19 protein-coding genes are annotated in these 20,546 nt (G+C 57.7%); 4 read left to right on the forward strand and 15 right to left on the reverse strand.

Features of this window, described 5'->3' with window-relative positions; translation table 11 throughout:
- A partial coding sequence (locus Q371_RS14195) for an ISAs1 family transposase (protein WP_034341697.1) occupies positions 1 to 324 on the forward strand: 324 nt, incomplete at its 5' end.
- Between the two features lie 184 nt (positions 325 to 508).
- On the forward strand, positions 509 to 2,200 hold the full coding sequence (locus tag Q371_RS14200; protein WP_034341698.1) for a DEAD/DEAH box helicase: 1,692 nt from the start codon (positions 509 to 511) through the stop codon (positions 2,198 to 2,200).
- Between the two features lie 172 nt (positions 2,201 to 2,372).
- On the opposite strand, the gene Q371_RS14205 is transcribed toward Q371_RS14200, so the two are convergent.
- The 11 genes from Q371_RS14205 to Q371_RS14260 all read right to left on the reverse strand — a co-directional run bounded on the left by Q371_RS14205 (position 2,373) and on the right by Q371_RS14260 (position 14,634).
- Positions 2,373 to 3,380 (reverse strand): LacI family DNA-binding transcriptional regulator, encoded by a 1,008-nt coding sequence (locus Q371_RS14205; RefSeq protein WP_034341699.1) that lies wholly within the window; start codon positions 3,378 to 3,380, stop codon positions 2,373 to 2,375.
- A 6-nt stretch (positions 3,381 to 3,386) separates the two neighbouring features.
- Positions 3,387 to 4,733, reverse strand: a complete 1,347-nt coding sequence (locus tag Q371_RS14210; RefSeq protein ID WP_034341700.1) for a GH1 family beta-glucosidase — start codon at positions 4,731 to 4,733, stop codon at positions 3,387 to 3,389.
- Between the two features lie 21 nt (positions 4,734 to 4,754).
- Complete coding sequence (locus tag Q371_RS14215) at positions 4,755 to 6,170, reverse strand: glycoside hydrolase family 30 protein (RefSeq protein WP_034341701.1); 1,416 nt, start codon at positions 6,168 to 6,170, stop codon at positions 4,755 to 4,757.
- The gene (locus Q371_RS14220; RefSeq protein WP_051964422.1) at positions 6,167 to 7,060 is read right to left on the reverse strand and encodes a carbohydrate ABC transporter permease; all 894 of its coding nucleotides are present in this window, start codon (positions 7,058 to 7,060) and stop codon (positions 6,167 to 6,169) included. Before Q371_RS14220 ends, Q371_RS14215 begins: the two co-directional genes overlap by 4 nt.
- A 27-nt stretch (positions 7,061 to 7,087) precedes the next feature.
- Positions 7,088 to 8,035 (reverse strand): carbohydrate ABC transporter permease, encoded by a 948-nt coding sequence (locus Q371_RS14225; RefSeq protein WP_034341702.1) that lies wholly within the window; start codon positions 8,033 to 8,035, stop codon positions 7,088 to 7,090.
- 96 nt (positions 8,036 to 8,131) lie between these two features.
- The gene (locus Q371_RS14230; protein ID WP_034341703.1) at positions 8,132 to 9,319 is read right to left on the reverse strand and encodes an ABC transporter substrate-binding protein; all 1,188 of its coding nucleotides are present in this window, start codon (positions 9,317 to 9,319) and stop codon (positions 8,132 to 8,134) included.
- A 130-nt stretch (positions 9,320 to 9,449) separates the two neighbouring features.
- Positions 9,450 to 10,631, reverse strand: coding sequence for an ROK family transcriptional regulator (locus Q371_RS14235; protein ID WP_034341704.1), 1,182 nt, complete (start codon positions 10,629 to 10,631; stop codon positions 9,450 to 9,452).
- 748 nt (positions 10,632 to 11,379) lie between these two features.
- Positions 11,380 to 12,387: a LacI family DNA-binding transcriptional regulator gene (locus Q371_RS14245; protein ID WP_034341706.1), complete on the reverse strand. Its 1,008-nt coding sequence runs from the start codon at positions 12,385 to 12,387 to the stop codon at positions 11,380 to 11,382.
- A gap of 16 nt (positions 12,388 to 12,403) precedes the next feature.
- Positions 12,404 to 12,544, reverse strand: coding sequence for a hypothetical protein (locus tag Q371_RS27060; protein WP_157442712.1), 141 nt, complete (start codon positions 12,542 to 12,544; stop codon positions 12,404 to 12,406).
- A 173-nt stretch (positions 12,545 to 12,717) separates the two neighbouring features.
- Positions 12,718 to 14,202, reverse strand: a complete 1,485-nt coding sequence (locus Q371_RS14255) for a glycoside hydrolase family 30 protein (protein ID WP_034341708.1) — start codon at positions 14,200 to 14,202, stop codon at positions 12,718 to 12,720.
- Positions 14,203 to 14,418: 216 nt separating this feature from the next.
- Positions 14,419 to 14,634 (reverse strand): hypothetical protein, encoded by a 216-nt coding sequence (locus tag Q371_RS14260; protein ID WP_034341709.1) that lies wholly within the window; start codon positions 14,632 to 14,634, stop codon positions 14,419 to 14,421.
- Positions 14,635 to 15,015: 381 nt separating this feature from the next.
- On the opposite strand from Q371_RS14260, the gene Q371_RS14265 reads away from it, so the two are divergent.
- Together Q371_RS14265 and Q371_RS14270 are read left to right on the forward strand one after the other, a co-directional pair.
- Positions 15,016 to 15,306, forward strand: a complete 291-nt coding sequence (locus Q371_RS14265) for an ArsR/SmtB family transcription factor (protein ID WP_034341710.1) — start codon at positions 15,016 to 15,018, stop codon at positions 15,304 to 15,306.
- A complete protein-coding gene (locus Q371_RS14270; protein WP_034341711.1) occupies positions 15,303 to 15,689 on the forward strand; it encodes a VOC family protein in 387 nt (128 codons plus the stop codon). Before Q371_RS14265 ends, Q371_RS14270 begins: the two co-directional genes overlap by 4 nt.
- A gap of 62 nt (positions 15,690 to 15,751) precedes the next feature.
- Here the strand turns inward: Q371_RS14270 and Q371_RS14275 are convergent, their stop codons facing one another.
- The 4 genes from Q371_RS14275 to Q371_RS14290 form a co-directional block, all read right to left on the reverse strand.
- A complete protein-coding gene (locus tag Q371_RS14275) occupies positions 15,752 to 16,228 on the reverse strand; it encodes a DUF4345 domain-containing protein (protein ID WP_034341712.1) in 477 nt (158 codons plus the stop codon).
- A gap of 59 nt (positions 16,229 to 16,287) precedes the next feature.
- Positions 16,288 to 18,510 (reverse strand): LuxR C-terminal-related transcriptional regulator, encoded by a 2,223-nt coding sequence (locus Q371_RS14280; RefSeq protein ID WP_157442713.1) that lies wholly within the window; start codon positions 18,508 to 18,510, stop codon positions 16,288 to 16,290.
- A 125-nt stretch (positions 18,511 to 18,635) separates the two neighbouring features.
- Positions 18,636 to 19,118, reverse strand: coding sequence for a GNAT family N-acetyltransferase (locus tag Q371_RS14285; RefSeq protein ID WP_034341714.1), 483 nt, complete (start codon positions 19,116 to 19,118; stop codon positions 18,636 to 18,638).
- Positions 19,119 to 19,260: 142 nt separating this feature from the next.
- On the reverse strand, positions 19,261 to 20,493 hold the full coding sequence (locus tag Q371_RS14290; RefSeq protein ID WP_034341765.1) for a tetracycline resistance MFS efflux pump: 1,233 nt from the start codon (positions 20,491 to 20,493) through the stop codon (positions 19,261 to 19,263).
- Positions 20,494 to 20,546: the final 53 nt, after the last annotated feature.

Consider the following 20,546-nt stretch of genomic DNA (forward strand, 5'->3'; position numbering starts at 1 on the left):
CGGACCGTCAACGAGAAAACCAGCCATGAGAGACGTTTTTACCTGAGCAGCCTTGCAGGTAGACCTGAACAGATCTTGGCAGCGGTTCGTCAGCACTGGGAGGTGGAAAACAAGCTGCACTGGATGTTGGATGTGGTGTTTGGGGAAGATGATCACCGTTATGCGAAGGATCATGGGCCAGAAAATCTAGCGGTGTTGCGGCACATGGCGTTGAATCTGCTGAATCGCGAACCGTCCAAAGGGGGAATGAAGCGCAAGAGGAAACGAGCTGCGTTGAGTGATGAGTTTCGCTCCACCCTCCTGATGCTTCTCCTTCAGCCTTAACGTGCGTCACCCCTGCCGCCACCCACCGGGACACTTGCTCATCTGCGTTCCATGGTGTATACTTAACAGGTTGCCCAGAAGATGTAACAGCAGAAGCTGTTGCCATGTCAGGCAGTGGGTAAGATTGTCCCTTGATTTCTTTGCTTTCTTGGGGAAGCACTTACCCAAGAAAGGACACAACCGAATGCTTTTTACCGATTTCGACCTCCAATCCGAGGTCATTGTACGTTTGACCGCTCGCGGCATCGTCACCCCCAGCCCCATCCAATCCGAAAGCCTCCCACACACCCTCAACGGGAAAGATGTGATTGGACGGGCCCGGACGGGCACTGGCAAAACCCTTGCCTTTGCGCTTCCCATCATTGAAGGTGTGGCTCCCAGCAGAGAATATGGTCGCGCTCCCCGCGCACTGGTGCTGGCCCCCACCCGCGAACTCGCCAAACAAATCGCTGAAGAATTCAACCAGAGTGCCCCCGGGCTCTCCATCGCCACCATTTACGGTGGATCCAGCTATGTGCTTCAGGAAAAGGCCCTGACCCGTGGCGTGGACATCGTGGTGGGCACCCCCGGACGCATCATTGACCACCTGGAGCGCAAAACCCTCGTGCTGGATGAAGTGCAGTTTGCTGTGCTGGATGAAGCAGACGAAATGCTCAATGTGGGCTTTGCAGAGGCAGTGGAAACCATCCTGCGCCACACCCCAGAGGAACGCCAGACGTTGCTGTTCAGCGCCACCCTCACCCCATCGGTGATTCGACTGGCCCGCAATTACATGCAGAGCCCCGTCACCGTGGACTTGATTGGTGAAAACACCTCCAAGGCTTCCCAGACCGTGGCCCACATGGCAGTCAAAGTGGGACGCAACCGCACCAAAATCCTTGTAGACCTGCTGAGCGTGTACAACCCCGAGCGTGCCATTGTCTTCACCCGCACCAAGCGTGAAGCCGATGAACTCGCCCTTGAACTGGTGGGCCGTGGCATCGAAGCCGAAGGCCTGCACGGCGACCTCGCGCAAGCCCAACGTGAACGCGCTCTGGCTGCCTTCCGCAGTGGGCGCACCCGTGTGCTGGTCGCCACCGACGTGGCTGCCCGTGGCCTCGACATTCCTGAAGTGGACGTTGTGGTGCAGTACCACATTCCTCAGGACCACGAGTCTTACGTGCACCGCTCTGGACGCACCGGACGCGCCGGACGCAATGGTGTGGCCATCGTGATGTACACCCCCAAAGAGCAGTACGCCATCCGCCAGCTGGAAAATGCCACCGGAGCCCAATTCAAAAAGATTGAGCCCCCCACCCAGCAGGAAGTCAACGCTTCCAACATGCACAATGTGGCGAACATGATCAAAAACGTTCCTGATGAAATCTCTGGCATGTTCATGGCGCAGGCACAGGAACTGCTCGCTGAAATGGGCGTCGAAATTCTGGCGAAAGCCCTTGCCCGCATTTCTGGCGTGACTGAAGTGCCCCGTGGCGTCAGCCTCTTGAGTGGCGAAGAAGACTTCGTGACCGTCACCCTGCGTGCTCCCCGCATGAGTGTTCCCAGAGCCGTGGCCCTGATTGCCCGCAGCCTGAACATCGAATCCCGCGCTCTGGGCAGGGTGCGCCTCTTTGAAGGTGGCGCAGTGGCAGACATCCCCACCAACCGTGTGGAAGAACTGCTGGCCCTGAGCCCTCTGGATGAACAGGTGCAGGTCGTGAAAACCCAGGAGCTGCCCGAGTTGTTCGAAGCTCCTCAGCGTGAAGACCGGGGTCCCCGTCAAGACAGAGACCGTGGTGGCTACAGGGGCAACAACGACCGTGGGGGTTCACGTGAAGGTGTCTATGCGGGTCGCGATGGTGGCAACCGCCGTCCACAGGGCCGCAAGCGTTACTGAAGTCCCACCGTTCTGGTCAAACAGAAAGCCTTGATGACCCAGGCCGGTCCAAAACCAAAACACCCCGCCCATGTGATGGGCGGGGTGTTTTGCTGCTGTAAGAGTGAGCGTGTGGGACCTCTGGGGAACAGGGCAAATCAGACCTGTGGAGTGTTGCACCTGACTCCAGAGGTCAGGGTGCTTTAGGAACTGGACCTGTGGATGCCCGCACCATCAGTTCAGGCATCACCCGGGCCAGACGCACTTCTCGGCCTTCCATGAGTTGCAAAAGGGCACGCCCAGCCCGGCGTCCCAGTTCATGCATGGGTTGCCGGATGGTGGTGAGGGGTGGAACTGCGAAAGCAGCGGCCACCGTGTCATCAAAGCCCACCAGAGACACCTGGTGGGGCACCTGTATCCCAAGTTCATGCAGGGCCAGCCTTGCCCCGAGCGCCATCTGGTCGTTGGCCGCGAAAAGGGCGGTGTACTGGACGTGCTGTTCATGCCAGTGCTGCACGGCTTTCAGCCCGGTGGCTTCCTGAAAATCTCCGGTGTAGACCCAGTCCGGGTCTGCATTCAGACCTTCATTGAGCATGGCGTCCTGATAGGCCCGCAGCCGCTCTTGACCGTCCACATGGCCTTGTGGGCCACTGATGTGCACGATCCTCTGGTGCCCGAGGGAGAACAGGTGGTCCATCAGTTGCCGGGTGCTGTGGTACTGGTCCACCTGCACGCACTGGTGCTCGAACTCGGGGATGCTGCGTCCCAGTGCAATGAGGGGAATCTGGCGGGCAATCTGTTGCAGGCGGGTTTCGCCCAGCAGTCCCCCCATCACCATCAGGCCGTCCACCCTGCCCAAGAGGCGCTGGATGGCGCGCTCTTCAAGGTGTTTGTCCCAGTGGGCGTCCAGAAAGATCGGCATGTATTCGGTGCCTTGCAGGGCTTCTTGCAGGCCTTGCAGGGCCGGACCGAAGTAGGGACATCCAAGGTCATGGGTGACCACCCCCACCGTGAGGGTTTTGCCCTGCACCAGACCTTTGGCACTCACATTGGGCTGGTAGGACAGGGCCACAATGGCCTCCTGCACGGTCTGTCGGGTTTGCTGGGTGACCCGGGCGGTGCCGTTGATGATGCGTGACACGGTGCTGGGGGAAACCCCAGCACGCTCTGCCACATCGGCCAGAGTGGTCTTTTTGGGCATGGCGCCTCAGGATTCCACCGGAATCCGCAAAAAGTCACGGTACCAGTTCCCGGACGTTTTGAGGGTGCGCTGCTGGGTGGAGAAGTCCACGTGCACCATCCCGAAACGTTTGTCGTACCCTTCGGCCCATTCGAAATTGTCGAGCAAACTCCACGCGAAGTAACCCTCCAGAGGAACACCAGCCTGGACCACGTTCAGGCATTCTTGAATGTGGTCTTCCAGAAATTGCCTGCGGTCCTCATCGTCCACTTGACCATCCACCATTTCTTCCTCGAAGGTGGCTCCGTTTTCGGTGATGTAGATTTTCTCTGGGGCGTAATCCTCGTGGATGCGTTTCAGAAGCGCGGTGAGGCCTTCAGGGAACACCTCCCAGTCAAAGTGGGTGCGTTTGACGTTCTCAAGGTGGATTTCACGGGCATCGAACAGGCCATGTCCGGGGCTGTCTTCCACCACTTCCCGGAAGTAGTAATTCACCCCGAGGAAATCCAGTTTCGCGCTGATGGTGTCAAGGTCGCCGTCTTGCACGTCGGGCACGTGCTGGCCGTAGCGCTCCCACACGTCCTGCGGGTAGCCTCTGCCGTACAGGGGATCGAGGTACCAGCGGTTGCGGAAACCGTCGTGGCGTCTGGCTGCAAGGATGTCTCTGGGCTGTTCGGAGTGCGGGTAAACCGGGTGGAGGCTCAGGGTGATGCCCACTTGCGCGTCAGGTCGGCTGTGTTCGCGCAGCACCGGCACAGCAAGACCGTGTGACAGGTACACGTGGTGCAGGGCTTGCAGGGCCGAGTGCAAATCCTGAATGCCGGGGGCGTGAGCGCCGTACAGGTGACCCATGATGGCGGTGCAGAACGGTTCGTTGTGGGTGATCCAGTTCGTGACCCGGTCCCCGAGTTTTTCGGCCATGGTGCGGGCATAATCCGCGAAGTGGTAAGCGGTGTCTCTGGAGACCCATCCCCCCTGGTCTTGCAGGGCTTGCGGCAAATCCCAGTGGTAGAGGGTCACGAACGGTTCGAGGTTCCTTTGCAGCAAGCCGTCCACCAGACGGTCATAGAAATCCAGACCCTTGGCGTTCACGGCTCCGGTTCCGGCAGGAATCACCCTTGGCCATGAGATGGAGAAGCGGTAACTGTTGAGGCCCAGGTCCTGCATCAAATCGAGGTCTTCTTGCCAGCGGTGGTAGTGGTCGCAGGCCACATCTGCGTGGTCTCCCCCTTTGATTTTGCCGGGGGTGTGGGAGAAGGTGTCCCAGATGCTGAGGCCTTTGCCGTCTTCGAAGGCCGCCCCTTCAATCTGGTGGCTTGAGGTGGCAGAACCCCACTTGAAGGTGGATGGAAAGAGGTCACGTGAAAGGGTCATGTCAGGCTCCTTGGAATGGATTTATAAGGGTGGCTGCCAGTGGAAGGTCGCCACGGACTGTGCAGGAAGGCTGTACTGGAAATGCTGTCCGGCATTCACCTGGAAAGAGAGCGGAGTGTTCTGGGGGTTCATCACGATGAGGGCCAGAGAGCCGTCAGGGTTCTGGAAGGCCACCGATTCCCACTCGCCGGGCTTGGTGGTGGACTCAATGCGTTTGGCCCCTTTGCGCACCACCTTGCCGTAATGGGAGAACAGGTACGTTTCCACGTTCTTTTCGAGGGTGCCGTCTTTGTGCAGGGTGATCACCCCGCGGCAATTCCCGCAGCCTCCATTGGTGGGGCCGTGTTCTTCGTCGAGGGCCAGATTCCACATCAACACCGTTTTGGCCCAGTTGCGGGTCGCGCCGATCAGCAGGTTCTGGGTGGTCCACATCAGGTTGTTGCTGAACTGCGGGGACCACTCCCCTCCCGAGCATTCGGTGAAGTAGGTGCCGAGCTCCGGGTACCGGTCGTGCACAATGGACTGGTTGCTGACGTCTCCGCCGTAGCAGTGCCATGCGGTGCCCGCCACACTCTGGCGCACTTTTTCGCTGGAGAGCACCGCCAGAGGGTAGTCGGGTTCATTCCAGTTGTGGTCCCACACCAGAATTCCGGTTTTCAGGCCCGCCTGATCCAGTGCAGGTCTCAGGTGCTCCGAAACAAAGCGCCCCTGCTGGTCGAATTCCATGCGCATGGTGGGGTAGCCGTAACTTTCGTGGTGTGGTTCGTTCTGCACAGTCACCAGATGGATGGGAATCCCGGCTTCCCAGTAACCCTGAATGAATTTCACGAAGTACTGTGCGTAGCTGCTTTCAAATTCTGGGTTGAGGCGACCTTTGCCAAGCCCATCTGCCGCGGTGCGGGAGTTGCCGACTTTCATCCACGCCGGGGCGCTCCACGGTGAGGCCACCACGGTGAGGTCCTTGTTGATGCCCAGAGCCTGTTGCAGGGTGGGAATCACCGCCTGCTGGTCCCTTTGCAGGCTGAACTTTTTCAGCTCAGGGTCAGTTTCCCCCCACGGCAGGTCGTTGTGGGTGTAATTCCCGAGAGCAAAGTCACTTGCCCCGATGGGGAGCCGCACCACATCCATGCCGATGCCTTTTTGGGGGTCAAAGAAACCCTCCAGCACCTCTTTTTGTTTTTCGGGGCTGAGCGAGTGGATCAGGTGGGCGCTGGATTCGGTGAGGGCTGCACCCACCCCTTCCATGGTCTGGTACTCGACCTCTTTGTTCACTTCGATGGTGGTGGTGAGGTTGGGGTCTTGAGGGGTGAAGTTGAGTTGCTCTGGGGTCAGCAGGTGGCTCTGGTCTCCGGTGGTCAGCAGCACCTGCACGCCGTTCATGGCACCCGCCTGTGGGTAAAGCAAGGCCAGAGTGAGGAGAAAGGCTGAGGCTTTCAACTGTCTTTCCCCGTGGAGAGCACGATGCCGTCGATGATGCGCCGCTGGAAAATCAGGAACATCACCATCACCGGGATGGTGGCAATCGCGGAGGCGGCCATGATCAGGTTCGGCTGGGGCACCCGGCTGTTGGCCAGCAAGGCCAGAGCCAGTGGAACGGTGTAATTCTCGGGGCTGGAGAGGATCACCAGAGGCCAGGTCAGGTCGTTCCAGTGCCAGATCAGGGCGGAGATGGCGACCACCGAAATCACCGGGCGGGCCAGAGGCAGGTTCACCCGCAGGAAGGTGGTGAAGCGGCTCGCACCATCCATCATGGCGGCTTCTTCCAGCTCTTTGGGTTGCGACATGAAGTACTGGCGCATCAGAAACACATCGAACACCGAGATGCACATCGGCACGATCAGGCCCCACAAAGAGTCGTACATCCCGAGCGATTTGGTGACCAAAAGGCGGGGGACCAGCAGGGCCACCCACGGAATCATCATGGTGGACAGCAGCACCATGAACAGTTGATCGCGGCCCCAGAAGGGAATGCGGGCAAAGGCGTAACCCGCGAGGGCTGCAAGGAACACTTTGAGGGGCACCACCACCAGCACCACCACGAGGCTGTTCACAAAGGCTTTTTTGAGGCCACTGGTTTCCAGCACCTGTGTGAAGTTGTCAAATGTGGCGTAGATTTTCCCGGTGGCTTGATCGGTGGGCAGGAATTGGGGCACCGCAGAGAACACATCTTGAGGGTGCTTGAGGGCGGTGGAGACCATCCACACGAAGGGTGACACCATGATGAGGGTGATCACGAGGAGGAGGGCGAACAGCACCACCTGCAAGAGGCGGCGTTTCTGGGCCTGGGGGGTGGTTTTTTTCTTCTGGTTTCGGATTTCATGGATCATGGGGTCCTCCGCTGCCGTGGGGGTGGTTCAGCTCTGGCGTTGGGGCAAAAAGCGGAACTGCAAGAAGGTGATGATGAAGATGACCACGAAGAGCAGGAAGGACATGGCGCTCGCTGCACCCATGTCGTTGTAGCGGAAGGCGTGGTTGTACAGGGAAAGCACGTAAGTCAGGCCCGACTGCTGGGGTCCGCCCAGTCCGCCTCCGGCTGCCCCAAACAGCACATACACCACCCCGAACACCTGAAAAGCACCGATCAGTCCGGTGACAGAAAGGTAGAAGGTGGTGGGGCGCAACATCGGCAGGGTGACGTGCAGGAAGCTCTTCCAGCCGTCTGCGCCGTCAATGGCGGCAGCTTCGTAGGTTTCTCTGGGGATGCTTTTCAGGCCGGACATGAAAATCAGCATCGCTGAGCCCGACTGCCATGCCGAGATGATCGCCAGAGCAGGCAACACCAGATCCGGCTGTCCCAACCAGTTCTGTCCGGGCAAACCGACTTTTTCGAGTCCAGCGTTGAAAAGCCCGTAAAGGGGGTCGTACAGCCAGCGCCACACGGTGGCCACAGCCGCTTCAGCAGTGATGACCGGCAGGTAAAAGGCCGCCTGAAAGAAACGTTTGCCTCTGGGGGCAGCGTCCACCAAAAGGGCCAGACCCAGAGCGGTGATCAGTCCCAGAGGGACAGCGATCAGGGTGTATTTGGCGGTGACCATCATGGAATGCCAGAAGTATGGATACTTGGTGCGGTCGGAGAGGAGTTCCTGATAGTTTTGCAGGCCCACCCACACCGGTTCGGTGCGCATGTCCCAGTGGGTGAAACTGTAATACAGTGCGGCGACGGTGGGGTACAGCAGGAACACCACGAAGTAAATCAGGACCGGCAGCACAAAAAGCAGTCCTGTCAGGCCATCGATGTTCTGGTGTCTGCCAAGCCACGGTTTTGAGCTTGGCTTTCTGGAGGTTTTGGAGTTCACAGTCATGGTGTCCTCTGGGGTGCATTTGGGCGGAGGGGGGTCCCTCCGCCCGGGTGGGTTCAATCGTTCAGCACAGGGGGAAACAGGGGTTCAGGGGGCAAATCACCAGCCCAGGACGGTTTTGGCTTTGCTGGCAGCGTCCTTGAGGGCTTTTTCGGCGCTTGCGCCTCCATCGAGGGCCTCTTCAAGGGCTTTGGCGACAATTTCATCGTTGACTTTGATCCAGTCTTTGACGGTAGGACGGGCCTGCGCGGTTTTCATTTGCTGAATGAACACGGCAAGGTCCTTGTCCCCTTTGAGCCAGTCGCCTTTGGCGGTTTTGACGTTGATGGGGAAGTTGCCCATCACTTGCGTGGCCAGCTTGGTGTTCTGCTCGGGCTGGGTGATGAACTTCAGCCATTCCCACGCGAGGGCTTTGTTCTTGGCTTTGGCGTACACCACAGCGTTGTCCCCGCCGATGTTGCTGCCGTTGGCTTTGCCTTTGGGGATCAACGCCACCCCGAAGTTGAGTTTGGGCCAGTTGGTTCTCAGTCCGTTCAGTTCCCATGGACCGCTGATCATCATGGCGACCCGTCCGGTCTGGAAGGCGTTCTGGCTGTCGGTGATCATGCGGGGGGAGTAAGCCAGCAGGTCCTTCCAGAGGTTCAGGGCGTCAATGGCGGGTTGCTCTCCGAAGGAAACGGTTTTGGTTTTGGCATCGAGCATCTTGCCGCCTGCGGTGGCCACGAAACCGGGGAACAGCCATGCGCCCCAGCCGTCCCCTCTGGGCACAGCGAAAGCGGCAATTTTCTTCTGGGGATCGTACACTTTTTTGGCCACGGCCAGCAGTTCATTCCAGGTTTTTGGGGGGTTGGGCACCAGATCCTTGTTGTAGTACAAAGCAACGGTGGTCTGGGAGAGGGGCAAGCCGTACAGTTTGGATCCCACCATGTTGGTGTTGAGGGCACCGCGGTAGTAATCGGCTTTGTTGATTAGTTTGGCAGGCATGGCGTCCAGCAGTTTGTCAGAAGCGAAACGGGCCACCAGAGGCTGATCGAGGTAGGAGGCGTCAGGGGCGTTTCCTGCTGCAATGGCGGTGTTGATTTTGGTGTTGAAGTCGTCTTTGGGCACCGGAACGATGTTGATGGTGGTGCCGGGGTGCAGTTTTTCGAATTCAGCTTTCAGGCCGGTCAAAACGCCCATGGCCCCGTGCTCGGGCTGGTACACCCAGAAGTCGATTTTTCCTGTGACGTTCTGGGCAAAAGCGGTGGAAAGGCCGAGGGTGATGAGGGTTGCAGCAACTTTTTTCATGCGTGACTCCTTCGACAGGAAGGGGGCATCCTGTCTGTTTGGGGATCTGGATTGAAGTGCTCGGGTTTGGGGCGTGTTTGCCCGGGGCAGCACCCGGTTGGGCCTGCCTGAGGAAAAGGTTTTTTAGGGGTTACCCGGATCTGGGGGTGATTTCGGCTTTGCTGGACTCGAAATCGAAAAAGTGCTCCACAGCGAGGCTGGCCGCCCCGCGGGTCCATGCATCAGGCCGGTGTTCAACCACAGTGATGGGGAGGTGGAGGGCGTCTTCGGCGTACACCCCTTGCTGGTAGGCTTCCCGCATGGGTCGGAAGAAAGGCTCTCCCCACGCGGTGCCTTCACCGCACAGGATGACTTGCTGGGGGGCCAGCAGGTTCACGTAAGAGGCGATGGCTTCCCCGAGGCGCTTTCCGGCTTCAGCGAGCACTTCACTGGCGGCTTCATGGCCGTTTTCGGCCAGTCGGACCAGTCCGGTGATGTTGGCACCCCTCTGCATGCCAGTGAGGGATTGGTAGTGTTCCAGAATGGCTTTTTCGCTGGTGTAGGCTTCGAGGCACCCGAGGCGACCACATTCACAGGGTCGCCCGTTCCTCTGGACGAGGGTGTGCCCGAATTCTCCAGCAGCCCCGTGCAAGCCGCGGTGGATTTTGTTGTCGATGACGATGCCGCTGCCAATCCCTCTGCCGATGCTGACGACAATGAAGTGGGAGAGGTGCCGGGCCTGTCCGTACAGGCGTTCAGCGGTGGTGTAAGCGTTGACATCATTGTCCACCCACACGGGGAGTTGGGTGTGCTGGCTGATCAAGGAGCTGAGGGAGATGTCCAGCCAGCCGAAGCGTGCGGATTTGATGCAAACCCCACGTTCAGCATCGATCAGGCCGGGCAGGCCCAGTCCGATGCCGACAATGCGCTCAAAAGGGGTGTTGGTGAGGATGGAGAGCTGGGTTTGCAGATGGTGAATGGCGCGGGCCACGGTCAGGGGATCGTGGTTGGGCAAATCCAGGGTGATCTCCTGGATCACCTGGGTGGAGAGGTCGGTGAGCACCCCTTCCAGCCGGTCCTCAAGCAATTTGACACCAATGGCATGGTGTTTTTTGTAGTGGATGTCGAGGGGAACCGGGCGTTTGTGGCCCACTTCGGTGAGGAGTTCTTCTTGCAAAAGTTCGGTGGTGACGGCAGTGATGGCTGCAGGACTGAGTCCGGTGTGTTCGCTGAGTTGACCGCGACTGGACGCGCCGTTTTTGCGGATGTGGTTGAGGATCAGGCGGCGGTTGAGAAGACGGGTGGTGCTCTGGTCTCCTTTCAGCACGGTCATGGTTGTTTCACCTCCCTGAGGTTTTTTTGGGGGTTGGTTTTGATGGGCATACTGTAACACCGCCCAAAAGCGAAGTCAATTCACTGAATGAACAACTGAAGGGGGTCTGAAGGTGGGTTTGCGCTCCTCTTCCACAAAAAAACCAGAAATTTATACTGGGTTCAGATATAAAAAATGTACGCGCCTACATTTTTGATTGACATGACAAATTCGATGCAAAATCCAGCGTTCCATACAAACAATTTACAATTCTGAAAGAAACAGAGGTCGATTCTCCCTCTTCCCACCCATCCCAGAAACCGCCAAACCGTTTGCGCCACCAAAGATTTCTCTGCTGCAACCAAATCCACTGTTTGAAACAGCTTTCCATTGCAGAACCCAAATGCTTGGCTCCAGTTCCGCCACAGAACATGGATTGAGGACCATCAACGTTCAAATCCATGTAAGGCTTTACAAAATCAGAACTTTGATGATCACTCCTGCCTGAAATGCATTTTTTCTTCTTGCCTCAAACAGAACCCGCCCCACTCTGTCCAACACGCCTGACAAGCACCACAAGGCACCACAAGGGCCTTCAAGAACATCATCCCTCCGTACAACTCTTTCCTTCCCTCGAAGGCCGAGGAAGGCCATAAGGCTCCTCAATTGACCAAGCTTGTAAGGCTTTACAAATGCGTACAGAATCAACTTTTTGAGTGGGATCAACCTTGTTCAGAAACCGAAGCAGTCAAAAACCACCCCTTTGGGTTCACTTTCCTCTGGGTGGACAGGTGGACTCCCTGAGCACCAGACGCACCGAGAACTCTGGTGAAACGAATTCCCGGCCAGAGAGCATGTCCAGCACCCCCTGAACAGTCACTTTTCCCATTTCCAGAGTCGGTTGGTGAATGGTGGTGAGCGGAGGACGGCTGTAAGCACTGGAAGGCAAATCATCAAAACCCACCACCGAAACGTCCTGTGGGACCCGCAAACCCTGACGGTAAAGCGCAAGTTGCGCCCCTTCTGCGGCCTGATCGTTGCCAGCAAAGATGGCTGTGAAGTGCACCTCACTGGCCAGCAGCCTTTCGGTGGCGTCCAGAGCGTCTTTCTCGTTGAAGTATCCCTTGACCACCAGATCTTCCTGAACAGGCAACCCGGCTTCCTGAAGGGCCTCACGGTACCCTGCCTCCCGGTCACGGGCATCGATGTGGTCGTCTGGTCCGGCAAGGTGCACGATGTGCTGGTGGCCCAGAGCAATCAGGTGTTTGGTGGCCAGATGCCCACCCCGGAAATTGTCGATGTAAATGCAGTGTTTTTCATGTCCTGGAACTTCTCTGCCCACCACCACCACAGGGACATGGCGGGCAGCCTGCAACACCTGCTCGGTGCGGGGATCGCTGTCCAGCACGATGATGGCGTCCACGCGTCGGGACATCAGGTGGTCGATGGCCTGATAGTGCTGGTCGATGCGCCACTCCTCCGAAACAATGATCGGATGGTAATGGGTGCCCTGCAAGCCCTGCTCGATGCCCTTGAGGATCCTGCCGTAAAACGGAGAACTGATGTCCTGGGTGATCACCCCGATGGTCATGCTCTGGCCTTTCACCAGTGTCTGGGCCAGAGAATTTGGGCTGTAACCCACCTCCTCAATGGCTTTGAGCACCGCCTGACGGCGTTCTTCGCTGACCTTGCCTGTGCCGTTGATGATTCTGGAAACGGTGGCGGTGGACACCCCTGCTTTGCGGGCGACGTGTTCGAGGGTGACGTTCTCTTTCATGGGGGTTGTCTCTACCCTACCCGAGTCCATCGGGTGGGTCAAGAGGCAAGCGCTTGCCTGAAAAGCCCACTGGCCCGGTGCTCCAGACCGGATGAACCGGCATCTGGGACTCCGCATTCCAGATTTGAATGCGCTTACATTTTTTGAACAAGTCCATGCAAAATTCCATTCTGTGAAATTTTGCCCTGACTCTGGACAAAAAACAAAAGCTTTGCAGGCGAAGGTGCATGATCCATCCCACCCAGCAAGCCGTGGATGCTTCCGATCCACACTGAAGGGCAAGAAAAAACCTGCATCTTTGGATGCAGGTTGACGCTCAAACAGGAAAGCTCACCAGAAAACCGTGGCCACCCCTTTGGCAGGCAAAGTCTGCTGGATCGATTTGCCGTTCCAGACCATCTTGAAGGTGGCGGTGCTGCTGCTCTGGTTCAGGACCACCAGGGCTTTGCTGCCGTTGGTGTTGCGGAAAGCCACCCCGGTGAATTTGCCGTCGCTGGAGTCGGTGCTGCCAATCCGGACTGCTCCGGGCCACACAAAACGAGCAAAGTGGGCAATGGAATAGAATTCTTCATTCAAAGTCACTGCGCCATTGGACTGGTTGATGGTGACCACCCCACGGCAGTTGCCGCATCCACCCAGATGGGGGTTGCCGTAAGGGTCCTGTGCAAGGCTCCAGAGCGCCACCGTCTTCGCCCCGTTTTTGGTGCCTCCGATGAACAGGTTCTGCATGTTCCACTTCAGGTTGTCGCCAAAGTTGTTGTGTTCAAATGTCCCCGAGCATTCGGTGAAGAAAATCCCTTTGTTGGGGTAGGTGTTGCGGAAGTAAGTCGTGGTGGAGACCATGGTGGAGGTGTCTCCGGCATAGCAGTGCCAGGCGGAGCCTTCATAGTACGCAGAGCCTTCTCTGAGCACCGCATCTGCATACCAACCGAGGTCCCAGTTGTGGTCCAAGGTAAGGAATTTCACTCCAGTGCCGTTGAATGTGGGAGCCACATTGTAGCGCACCAGATTGAGTTCGTCGTACCACTCATACTTGGTGCCCGGGTAACGCTTGGCAGGGTCTGGATCCAAACCGGGTTCAAAACGGGGCTCGTTCTGCACCGACATGTAATTGAACCTGATGCCCTGCGCATTGTAAGCATCGTAGGTTTTCTTGAGGTAGTTGGCGTAGGTCTGGTAATACTCGGGCTTCAACTTGCCGTAATTCAGGCTGCCAGAGTCTTTCATCCATGCTGGAGGGCTCCAGGGGGTGCCCATGTAGCGGATGCTGCTGTTGATGGTTTTGGCCTGTCTGGCAATCGGCACGATGTAAGTCAGGTCATGCCCGATGGAGAAACGGGACAGGCTGGGATCTGCCGTGCCATCGTTGTAGGTGTAGTGTGTCACGGCCATGTCACTGCCACCCAGAGGAATCCTCAGGAAGCTGATCCCGGCGTTTCCGTCGTTGAAGCCGAACAGGCTCTGGATCAGGTTGTTGCGCTGGGCGGCACTCATTCTGTACCACATCAGCCAGCCTGCGCTGTCTGTGAGGGACGCCCCGAAACCTTCCATGGTCTGGAAGGTCTGGCCTTCATTGATGGTGAGGGTGGAGGCCGTGACATTGCCATCGTTCACAAAGTTTTTGGTGCCATCCCAGGAAATCAGGCGGCTGCGGTCAGGGTGGGTCACCCACACATCCACTGCGGTGCTGGATTGGGGCCGAATGGCGCCTGGGGTAACAGAAGGCTCTTGCGCAATTGGCACGCTGGTGGTGCTGCAAGCAGTGAGGACGGCCAGAGAGATGGAGAGCAGGGCCAGGGCACGGGGTTTGTTCATGAAACACTCCTTTGGTTGGTGCACGCCTGTCCCTGAGGTCGCTGTTTTCTGACAGGCTTGGCACATCAGAAAACAACCCCTGACAGGGCAGACAAATGCTCAAAATGAAAACCATACTGGACAGTGAAAACCGTCCGGTTCAGTTGTGGCGTAAAGCGAATGTACTGCAAAGTGAACAGGCTGTCAAGTCAAATTGAAAGCATGGTTGTACCCCGTTCAAAACGCCAATTGTCTTTCCAGAACAAGAGAATCTGGTCTTGAAAAATTGTCCACCTCTGCATGGAAAGCAGGCTGGCCCCAAGGCAACAGCATTCCCTGCACCTGCACTGCTTTCGTCAAGATGACTTCCACTCTGTAAGATGCAGGGCCTGAAAAACCCCATGTTGTTGCCTGTCTCTGGGGTCGAACAAACCCATTTTTTTGTGCTTTCATGGGAAATTTTATTGTGTGGAAAAGCGAACAAGCGGTTTCACAGCAACATGTGTGCTGCGGTCAGAATGGTTTCTCTGAAGTTGCAGGACAGGATTTCATGTTTTGAATGCGCTTACATTCATCGACTTTCCCATTGTCTGTCAGGCCACTTGCGCAACCTTTCAAGACAGCAAAACTTTCCAGAAATTGAAAAGAAAATGCCGAAGTGCCTTCCATGCCATCACAGCACACCTGTGCACACGCCCCCCAACCAAACTTCCACCTGCATTTGCATCCCTGCCAGCCGGGTCATTTTGCCCCTTTCTCCAGAACGTCTGCCACCTGGACTCAAGGATCAAAGTCACCTTGACAGGCAAGTCATGACTTGCCTATACTCAGGGGGTGCCCGACCTCTTTGAAGCCCTCGCCACCCCTGCCCGGCGGGCCATTCTGGATGCACTGCATGAAAGAGATGGCCAGACCCTGTTTGAGCTGTGTGGACGGCTTTCCACCCACTTCACTTTGACCCGGCAGGCTGTTTCTCAACATCTGGACGTGCTGGAAGAGGTGGGACTTCTCACGGTCCGACGGCAAGGCAGGTACAAACACCACCACCTGAACACCGAGCCCCTCAACCACATCGTTGAGCGGTGGCTGAAAGCGGCCCCCCCGCCACAGGAGGAACAACCATGAAAATTGCAGTGACCAGCATCTTTGTCAGCGACCAGCAAAAAGCCCTGGAGTTCTACACCAAGGTCCTGGGATTCCAGAAAAAAACCGATGTTCCTGCCGGGGCTTACCGCTGGCTCACGGTGGTGTCTCCAGAGTCCCCGGAGGGTCTGGAACTGCTGCTCGAACCCGAGGGACACCCGGCGGTGCTGCCTTTCAAACAGGCCCTGGCAGAAGACGGTATCCCTTACCTTTCTCTGGCCGTTCAGGACGTGCAAGCCGAGCACGACCGACTGACCAAGGCAGGGGTGCACTTCACACAGCCCCCCGTCCACCTTGGCCCGGTGACCACAGCCGTGTTCGATGACACCTGTGGGAATCTGGTTCAGCTCGCCCAGTACCACTGAACCCCACAAAAATGGTGCCCGGGAAAGCACCTCCGGGCACCGTTTCGGCTGCAAGGGCCAACTCAGGACCCAGCCTGAATGCCCTGCTTATTCACAATGCTTTCAGAAGTGTTCAACACCCAGTTCAGCCAGAAAAACAGCACCGGCATCAAGAGGAGTTCTGCCCCCAGAGCACCCACCACCTGAGGTCCAAACACCACATCTGGACGCAACTGTGAAAAGCGGGCCAGACCTCCGAAGAACACCACCACAAACACCAACTTCAGGGCAGACTGTTGCTGTCTGAGGTGACCTGCAGCCCAGATCACAAAAACACCCACTGCCACAAAAAGCCCACCAAAAAAGCGCATGTGGCTGTCCTGCACCTGGTAGACAGGGTCCTGGGTGACCGTGAAGTAAGGCTCTACCCCCTGCCATCCCAGGGTCCTCAGGCCACCAAAACCAACATCTGCACCCAGAAAGACAATGATCAGACCCACGATCACCAGCACTGCCCGCAATCCCCATGCTGCCCCTGTTTTCAAATCCAATGTTTTCATGCCCAGAGTTTAAAGGGGTCCACCAAGAGGGCGCATCGTTCATTTGAGGGGGGTGACCTTCAGAGCAGGCCGTGTTCCAGCGCATGGCGGGTGGCAGACGCCCGGTTGGACACCTGCAATTTGGAGAAAATCGAGCGCACATGGGCCCCCACGGTGTACACCCCAATCCCCAGTTGGGCTGCCACCCCTTTGTTGCTCAAACCAGATGCAAGGGCTTGAAGCACTTCCTGTTCTCTGGGGGTCAGGTCGGTGAGGGGGTTGCGTTTGCTGCCCCCCGGAGGCTGAGCCAACCCCACCACAGCATCCAGTTCCTGAAGGTTCAGGGTGGCCCCTGCCTGCAGGGCTTTTTGATGTTCCAGCTTGCCCAGAGCCTCTGGCAGACCAGACAGGTGGTTCCTGAAAAGCAGGCTGGCAAAACTGGCGGTGATCTGGTGTTTTTCACGGATGGCCTGTGCAGCCCCCAGCAAACGGGCAGCTTGCAGGGGCGCACGGCACACGGCTGACAGGGCAGCAGCGGTTTCCAGCAGGTCTGCCAAAAGGGCTGGATCTCTGGTGCTCCTGACCACAGGCCACAATGCCTTCAGATGCTCGTGGGCCTGCTCAGGGTTTTTCAGCACCACACACTGGACCTGTTGCAAACCATCCCAGCCCATCAACGTCAGGTCTCCCAGCCCTTCACAGAGCCCAGAGGCCAGAGCACTGTGCTGTTCAAAAAGCTCCAGTCGGCCCAAAAGCAGCAGGGCTTGACCTTTCATTTGCAGCAAGGTGGTGGTCAGCCAGAGGTCCTCTTGCTGCTCTGCCACCTTGAAGCCCTCTTGAAAATGCTCCAGTGCCAGCAAGGGATCGCTGGACATTCGGGCAATCCCCAGCATCAACAGCAGAGGGGCCTGCAGGGTGGGGTGGTTCTGGGCTTGCCTCACCCCTTCGGCGCAGGCCTCCACATCCAGAGTGCCCCGTCGCCAATCCTGCGTCAGGCGCACCAGCAGCACCTTCAGGCGGCTGAACTCCGTGAAAAAGCGGTCTGAGGCCAGCAATTCCACCACCACCGAATCATGGGCAGGGTCCATGCGAATGAGCCACGACCAGCCCAGATGTTCACAGAACAGGGCCGCATCATCGGATTGACCGGTGTCCATCAGGAAACGCAGGGCAGCCATCAGGTTTTGCTGCTCCCGGTCCAGCAGGGACAACCACCGGGCCTGCTCTGGTCCCTTCAGGTGGGGAGCGGCCTGAGCACACAAGTCCAGCAGGAAGTGGGCGTGGTTTTGCCTGACCCTCTGGGCCTGCGGGTCCAGAGCAAACAGTTCTGCAGCATATGCCCGAACGGTTTCAAGCATGGAAAAACGGGGCTTGGTTTCCGGGTCAGCAGGATCCATGCCCTCTTGTCGGATCAGACTGCTTTCCAGCAGGATTGACAAAGCCCCGAGCACGTCCTCATCTTCGGTGCATGCACACACTTCAAGGGCAGCTTGCAAGGTCCATCCGCCATGAAACACCGCCAGACGGCTGAACACCTGCTGGGCCAGAGGGTCCAGCAACCTGAAACTCCACTCCAATGTGCCTCGCAAAGTCAGGTGCCGCTCTGGGAAGTCCCTTCCTCCGCCCACAAGCAATGCGAGTGGATCGGTGAGTCCCTGCAAAATCCCTTCCAGAGAAAGCAACCGGATGCGTGCTGCAGCCAGTTCTATCGCCAGAGGCAACCCCTCAAGATGCACGCAGATCTGGGTCAACACTTCGGTGTTTTCAGGGGTGAGGCTGAATTGGGGGAAGACTTTCCGGGCTTGCTGGACAAACACTTGCACTGCCGGAGTCACTTCCAGCATCCCCAAAGCAAATTCCTGCTCTCTGCGGATTCTGAGGGGGGAACGGCTGGTCACCAAAACAGTCAGGTCAGGCAGCTTTTCCAGCAAGCCAGAAAGGTCTCGGGCAGCTTCCAGCAGATGCTCAAAATTGTCCAGCACCAGGAGCACCTGCTGGTCTTTCAAAGACAGGCACAGCAGGTCCAACAGGTCCTGCCCACGGTCCAGACCGGTCCTCTGGAGCCCCAGAGCGCTCGCCACTTGTTCCATCACCTGAGTGGGGTTTTGCAGGGGCGTCAGGTCCACAAAAAACACCCCACCATCGAAGTGGTCCTTCACCAGATGCATCACCCCCAGAGCGAGGCTGGTTTTGCCCACCCCTCCGGGTCCAGTCAAGGTGATGAGGGCCGTTTCCGGGCGACCCAGCAGGTCCACAATGCTGCTGAGGTCTTTTTCACGGCCCAGAAGGTCAGGTTGGCGCATGGGTTCATTGTAGAACCCTGATCCCAGAAAACGGTACAGGTTCTGGAATTCCCTTGCATCAACCCTTGCAATCCAAGTCAACCCTCAGGTCTCTGGTGGTCTTGAAAGGTGTCTCCACTCCGCCTTCAGGAGTCGCTCTGGATTCCCGGCCCGAGCATGCGGTGATCCACCACCTGAAAGCCGTGCCTTTCATACACCCGCACTGCTGCCGGGTTGGCTGCCGTCACGAACACTTCCCGTCCAGCCACCCCCTGCTCTGAAAACCACGAAAAAAGCCCCTGAATCAAGTGGTCTGCCACCCCGAGGCCCCGGCTCTCGGGGTCCACGTAAATCCACGAGAGTTGCCCGATGGGGAGGCCCAAGTAAGGGTCCTGCCGGATCCGTCCGTAAATGATGCCCAGCGGTTTTTCACCGTAAACCTGCACGAACTGGTCTGCCCGGGTGGTGGCGGCCATCAATTCTTCCCAGTCCCTTTCGGCCACCTGAAGGGGGGTGTTTTGGGCGGTGGTCTGGTAGGCGTTTTCCCACCACCTGATGTGCTGTGCAACGTAATCTTCCTGCCACACTTGCACGGTGGCGTGGTCTTCTGCAAGCAGGTTTCTGAGCATAAAGCATCATACCCCCTGGGAAGGTGACAGCAAGCTTTCACCGATGACAGGGTTTTTTGGTGGGATCAAAAAATGCAGGGTCTCTGCAAAACCCTGCACCAGTGGCACAGCTGAATAAGGGCAGCTGTGCCACCCACGCAAGTCAACCCTCAGACGTTTCTGCCACAGGGGTGCCGTTGCCAAGCTGGGTGGCCAGAGACAGGGCCCCCAGCAACACCATCACTGCCCCGGTCCAGTAAGGCGCGCCGTGCCCGGCCCTCGTGTACAACTGGCCCGCAAGCCCGGGACTGACCACCTGACTGAGGGCATTCAGGGCCTGACTCCCCCCTTGCACCCGACCTTGCGCTCTGGGGCCGGCCACTCTGGACACCAGACTGCCCAGAGAAGCATTGAAGATGCCTTCGCCAATCGCAAACCCGGTGATGCTGCTGAACACCAGAACCCCCAGAGGGAAAACGGGAATCAGGGCCATGGCCACCAGACTGAGGAGACTCAAGGTGAGGCCCATCAAGGCCACGCCACTTTCTCCCATCACCCGGATCAACCAGCCGAGCAGCAAACCCTGCACCAGAATGTCGGAAATGCCGACCATCATGAAGGCCAGACTGGTCTGGTCTGGTCCCCAGTGCAGGGTGTCTTTCACCAGCACCGCGAAGGTGGTTTGCATCATCACGAAAGGCACCATGAACAGCACCCCGGAAATCAGGAGCATGCGGATGGCAGGAATCTGAAAAAGCCCGGCGATCTGGGTGAAGGGGTTGAGTTGCTTCAAATGAATCTCTGCGCGGTGCTCCTGATGGTGGCTTTCTGGCAGGAAAAAGAAGCCCCACACCACATTCAGCAGGGTGATGATGGCCGCCAGATAAAACGGAGCTTCAAGGCTGATGTGGGAGGCGAGTCCACCCACCGCTGGCCCGATGATGAATCCACTGCCGAACACTGCACCCATGATGCCGAAGTACTTGCCCCGCTCTTCGGGTTTGGTGACATCTGCGAGGTAACCAAAAATTGCACTGAAATTGCCTGCGGTCAGACCGTCAATGATGCGCCCGAGGAACAGCACCCACAGGGCACCTCCCCAACCGAAAATCAGGTAACCGATGGCCGATCCCAGAAGGGACAACAAAAGGACCGGGCGTCTGCCGTACCGGTCAGAGAGGGCACCCAGCACCGGGGCAGCGAAAAAGGAGCACAGCGAATACGAAATGGTCAGCCAGCCGATGGTGGCCGCGAGTTGGCTCTGGTCGGTGATGTATTTGGAGACCAGAAAAGGGAGCACCGGAGCCACCAGTGTGAAACCCAGAGAGCCCAGAAAAGCACTGATGAACAGAAACAGCAGTGCATGACGGTGTTTGGGGGGTTGTGTGTCAGTCATGGGGTCAATGTAGCAGCACCACACGGAATGACGCTTGAAAAAAAACGACATCC

This window comes from Deinococcus misasensis DSM 22328, from assembly GCF_000745915.1.
Lineage (GTDB): Bacteria > Deinococcota > Deinococci > Deinococcales > Deinococcaceae > Deinococcus_C > Deinococcus_C misasensis.

What these genes read in the sequence shown, in the direction of transcription:
- Q371_RS14200 (WP_034341698.1), top strand. Translation starts at nt 509, where the DNA reads ATGCTTTTTACCGATTTCGACCTCCAATCCGAGGTCATTGTACGTTTG.
- Q371_RS14205 (WP_034341699.1), bottom strand. Translation starts at nt 3,380, where the DNA reads ATGCCCAAAAAGACCACTCTGGCCGATGTGGCAGAGCGTGCTGGGGTT.
- Q371_RS14210 (WP_034341700.1), bottom strand. Translation starts at nt 4,733, where the DNA reads ATGACCCTTTCACGTGACCTCTTTCCATCCACCTTCAAGTGGGGTTCT.
- Q371_RS14220 (WP_051964422.1), bottom strand. Translation starts at nt 7,060, where the DNA reads ATGATCCATGAAATCCGAAACCAGAAGAAAAAAACCACCCCCCAGGCC.
- Q371_RS14225 (WP_034341702.1), bottom strand. Translation starts at nt 8,035, where the DNA reads ATGACTGTGAACTCCAAAACCTCCAGAAAGCCAAGCTCAAAACCGTGG.
- Q371_RS14230 (WP_034341703.1), bottom strand. Translation starts at nt 9,319, where the DNA reads ATGAAAAAAGTTGCTGCAACCCTCATCACCCTCGGCCTTTCCACCGCT.
- Q371_RS14235 (WP_034341704.1), bottom strand. Translation starts at nt 10,631, where the DNA reads ATGACCGTGCTGAAAGGAGACCAGAGCACCACCCGTCTTCTCAACCGC.
- Q371_RS14245 (WP_034341706.1), bottom strand. Translation starts at nt 12,387, where the DNA reads ATGAAAGAGAACGTCACCCTCGAACACGTCGCCCGCAAAGCAGGGGTG.
- Q371_RS27060 (WP_157442712.1), bottom strand. Translation starts at nt 12,544, where the DNA reads ATGGACTTGTTCAAAAAATGTAAGCGCATTCAAATCTGGAATGCGGAG.
- Q371_RS14255 (WP_034341708.1), bottom strand. Translation starts at nt 14,202, where the DNA reads ATGAACAAACCCCGTGCCCTGGCCCTGCTCTCCATCTCTCTGGCCGTC.
- Q371_RS14260 (WP_034341709.1), bottom strand. Translation starts at nt 14,634, where the DNA reads ATGAAAGCACAAAAAAATGGGTTTGTTCGACCCCAGAGACAGGCAACA.
- Q371_RS14270 (WP_034341711.1), top strand. Translation starts at nt 15,303, where the DNA reads ATGAAAATTGCAGTGACCAGCATCTTTGTCAGCGACCAGCAAAAAGCC.
- Q371_RS14275 (WP_034341712.1), bottom strand. Translation starts at nt 16,228, where the DNA reads ATGAAAACATTGGATTTGAAAACAGGGGCAGCATGGGGATTGCGGGCA.
- Q371_RS14280 (WP_157442713.1), bottom strand. Translation starts at nt 18,510, where the DNA reads ATGCGCCAACCTGACCTTCTGGGCCGTGAAAAAGACCTCAGCAGCATT.
- Q371_RS14285 (WP_034341714.1), bottom strand. Translation starts at nt 19,118, where the DNA reads ATGCTCAGAAACCTGCTTGCAGAAGACCACGCCACCGTGCAAGTGTGG.
- Q371_RS14290 (WP_034341765.1), bottom strand. Translation starts at nt 20,493, where the DNA reads ATGACTGACACACAACCCCCCAAACACCGTCATGCACTGCTGTTTCTG.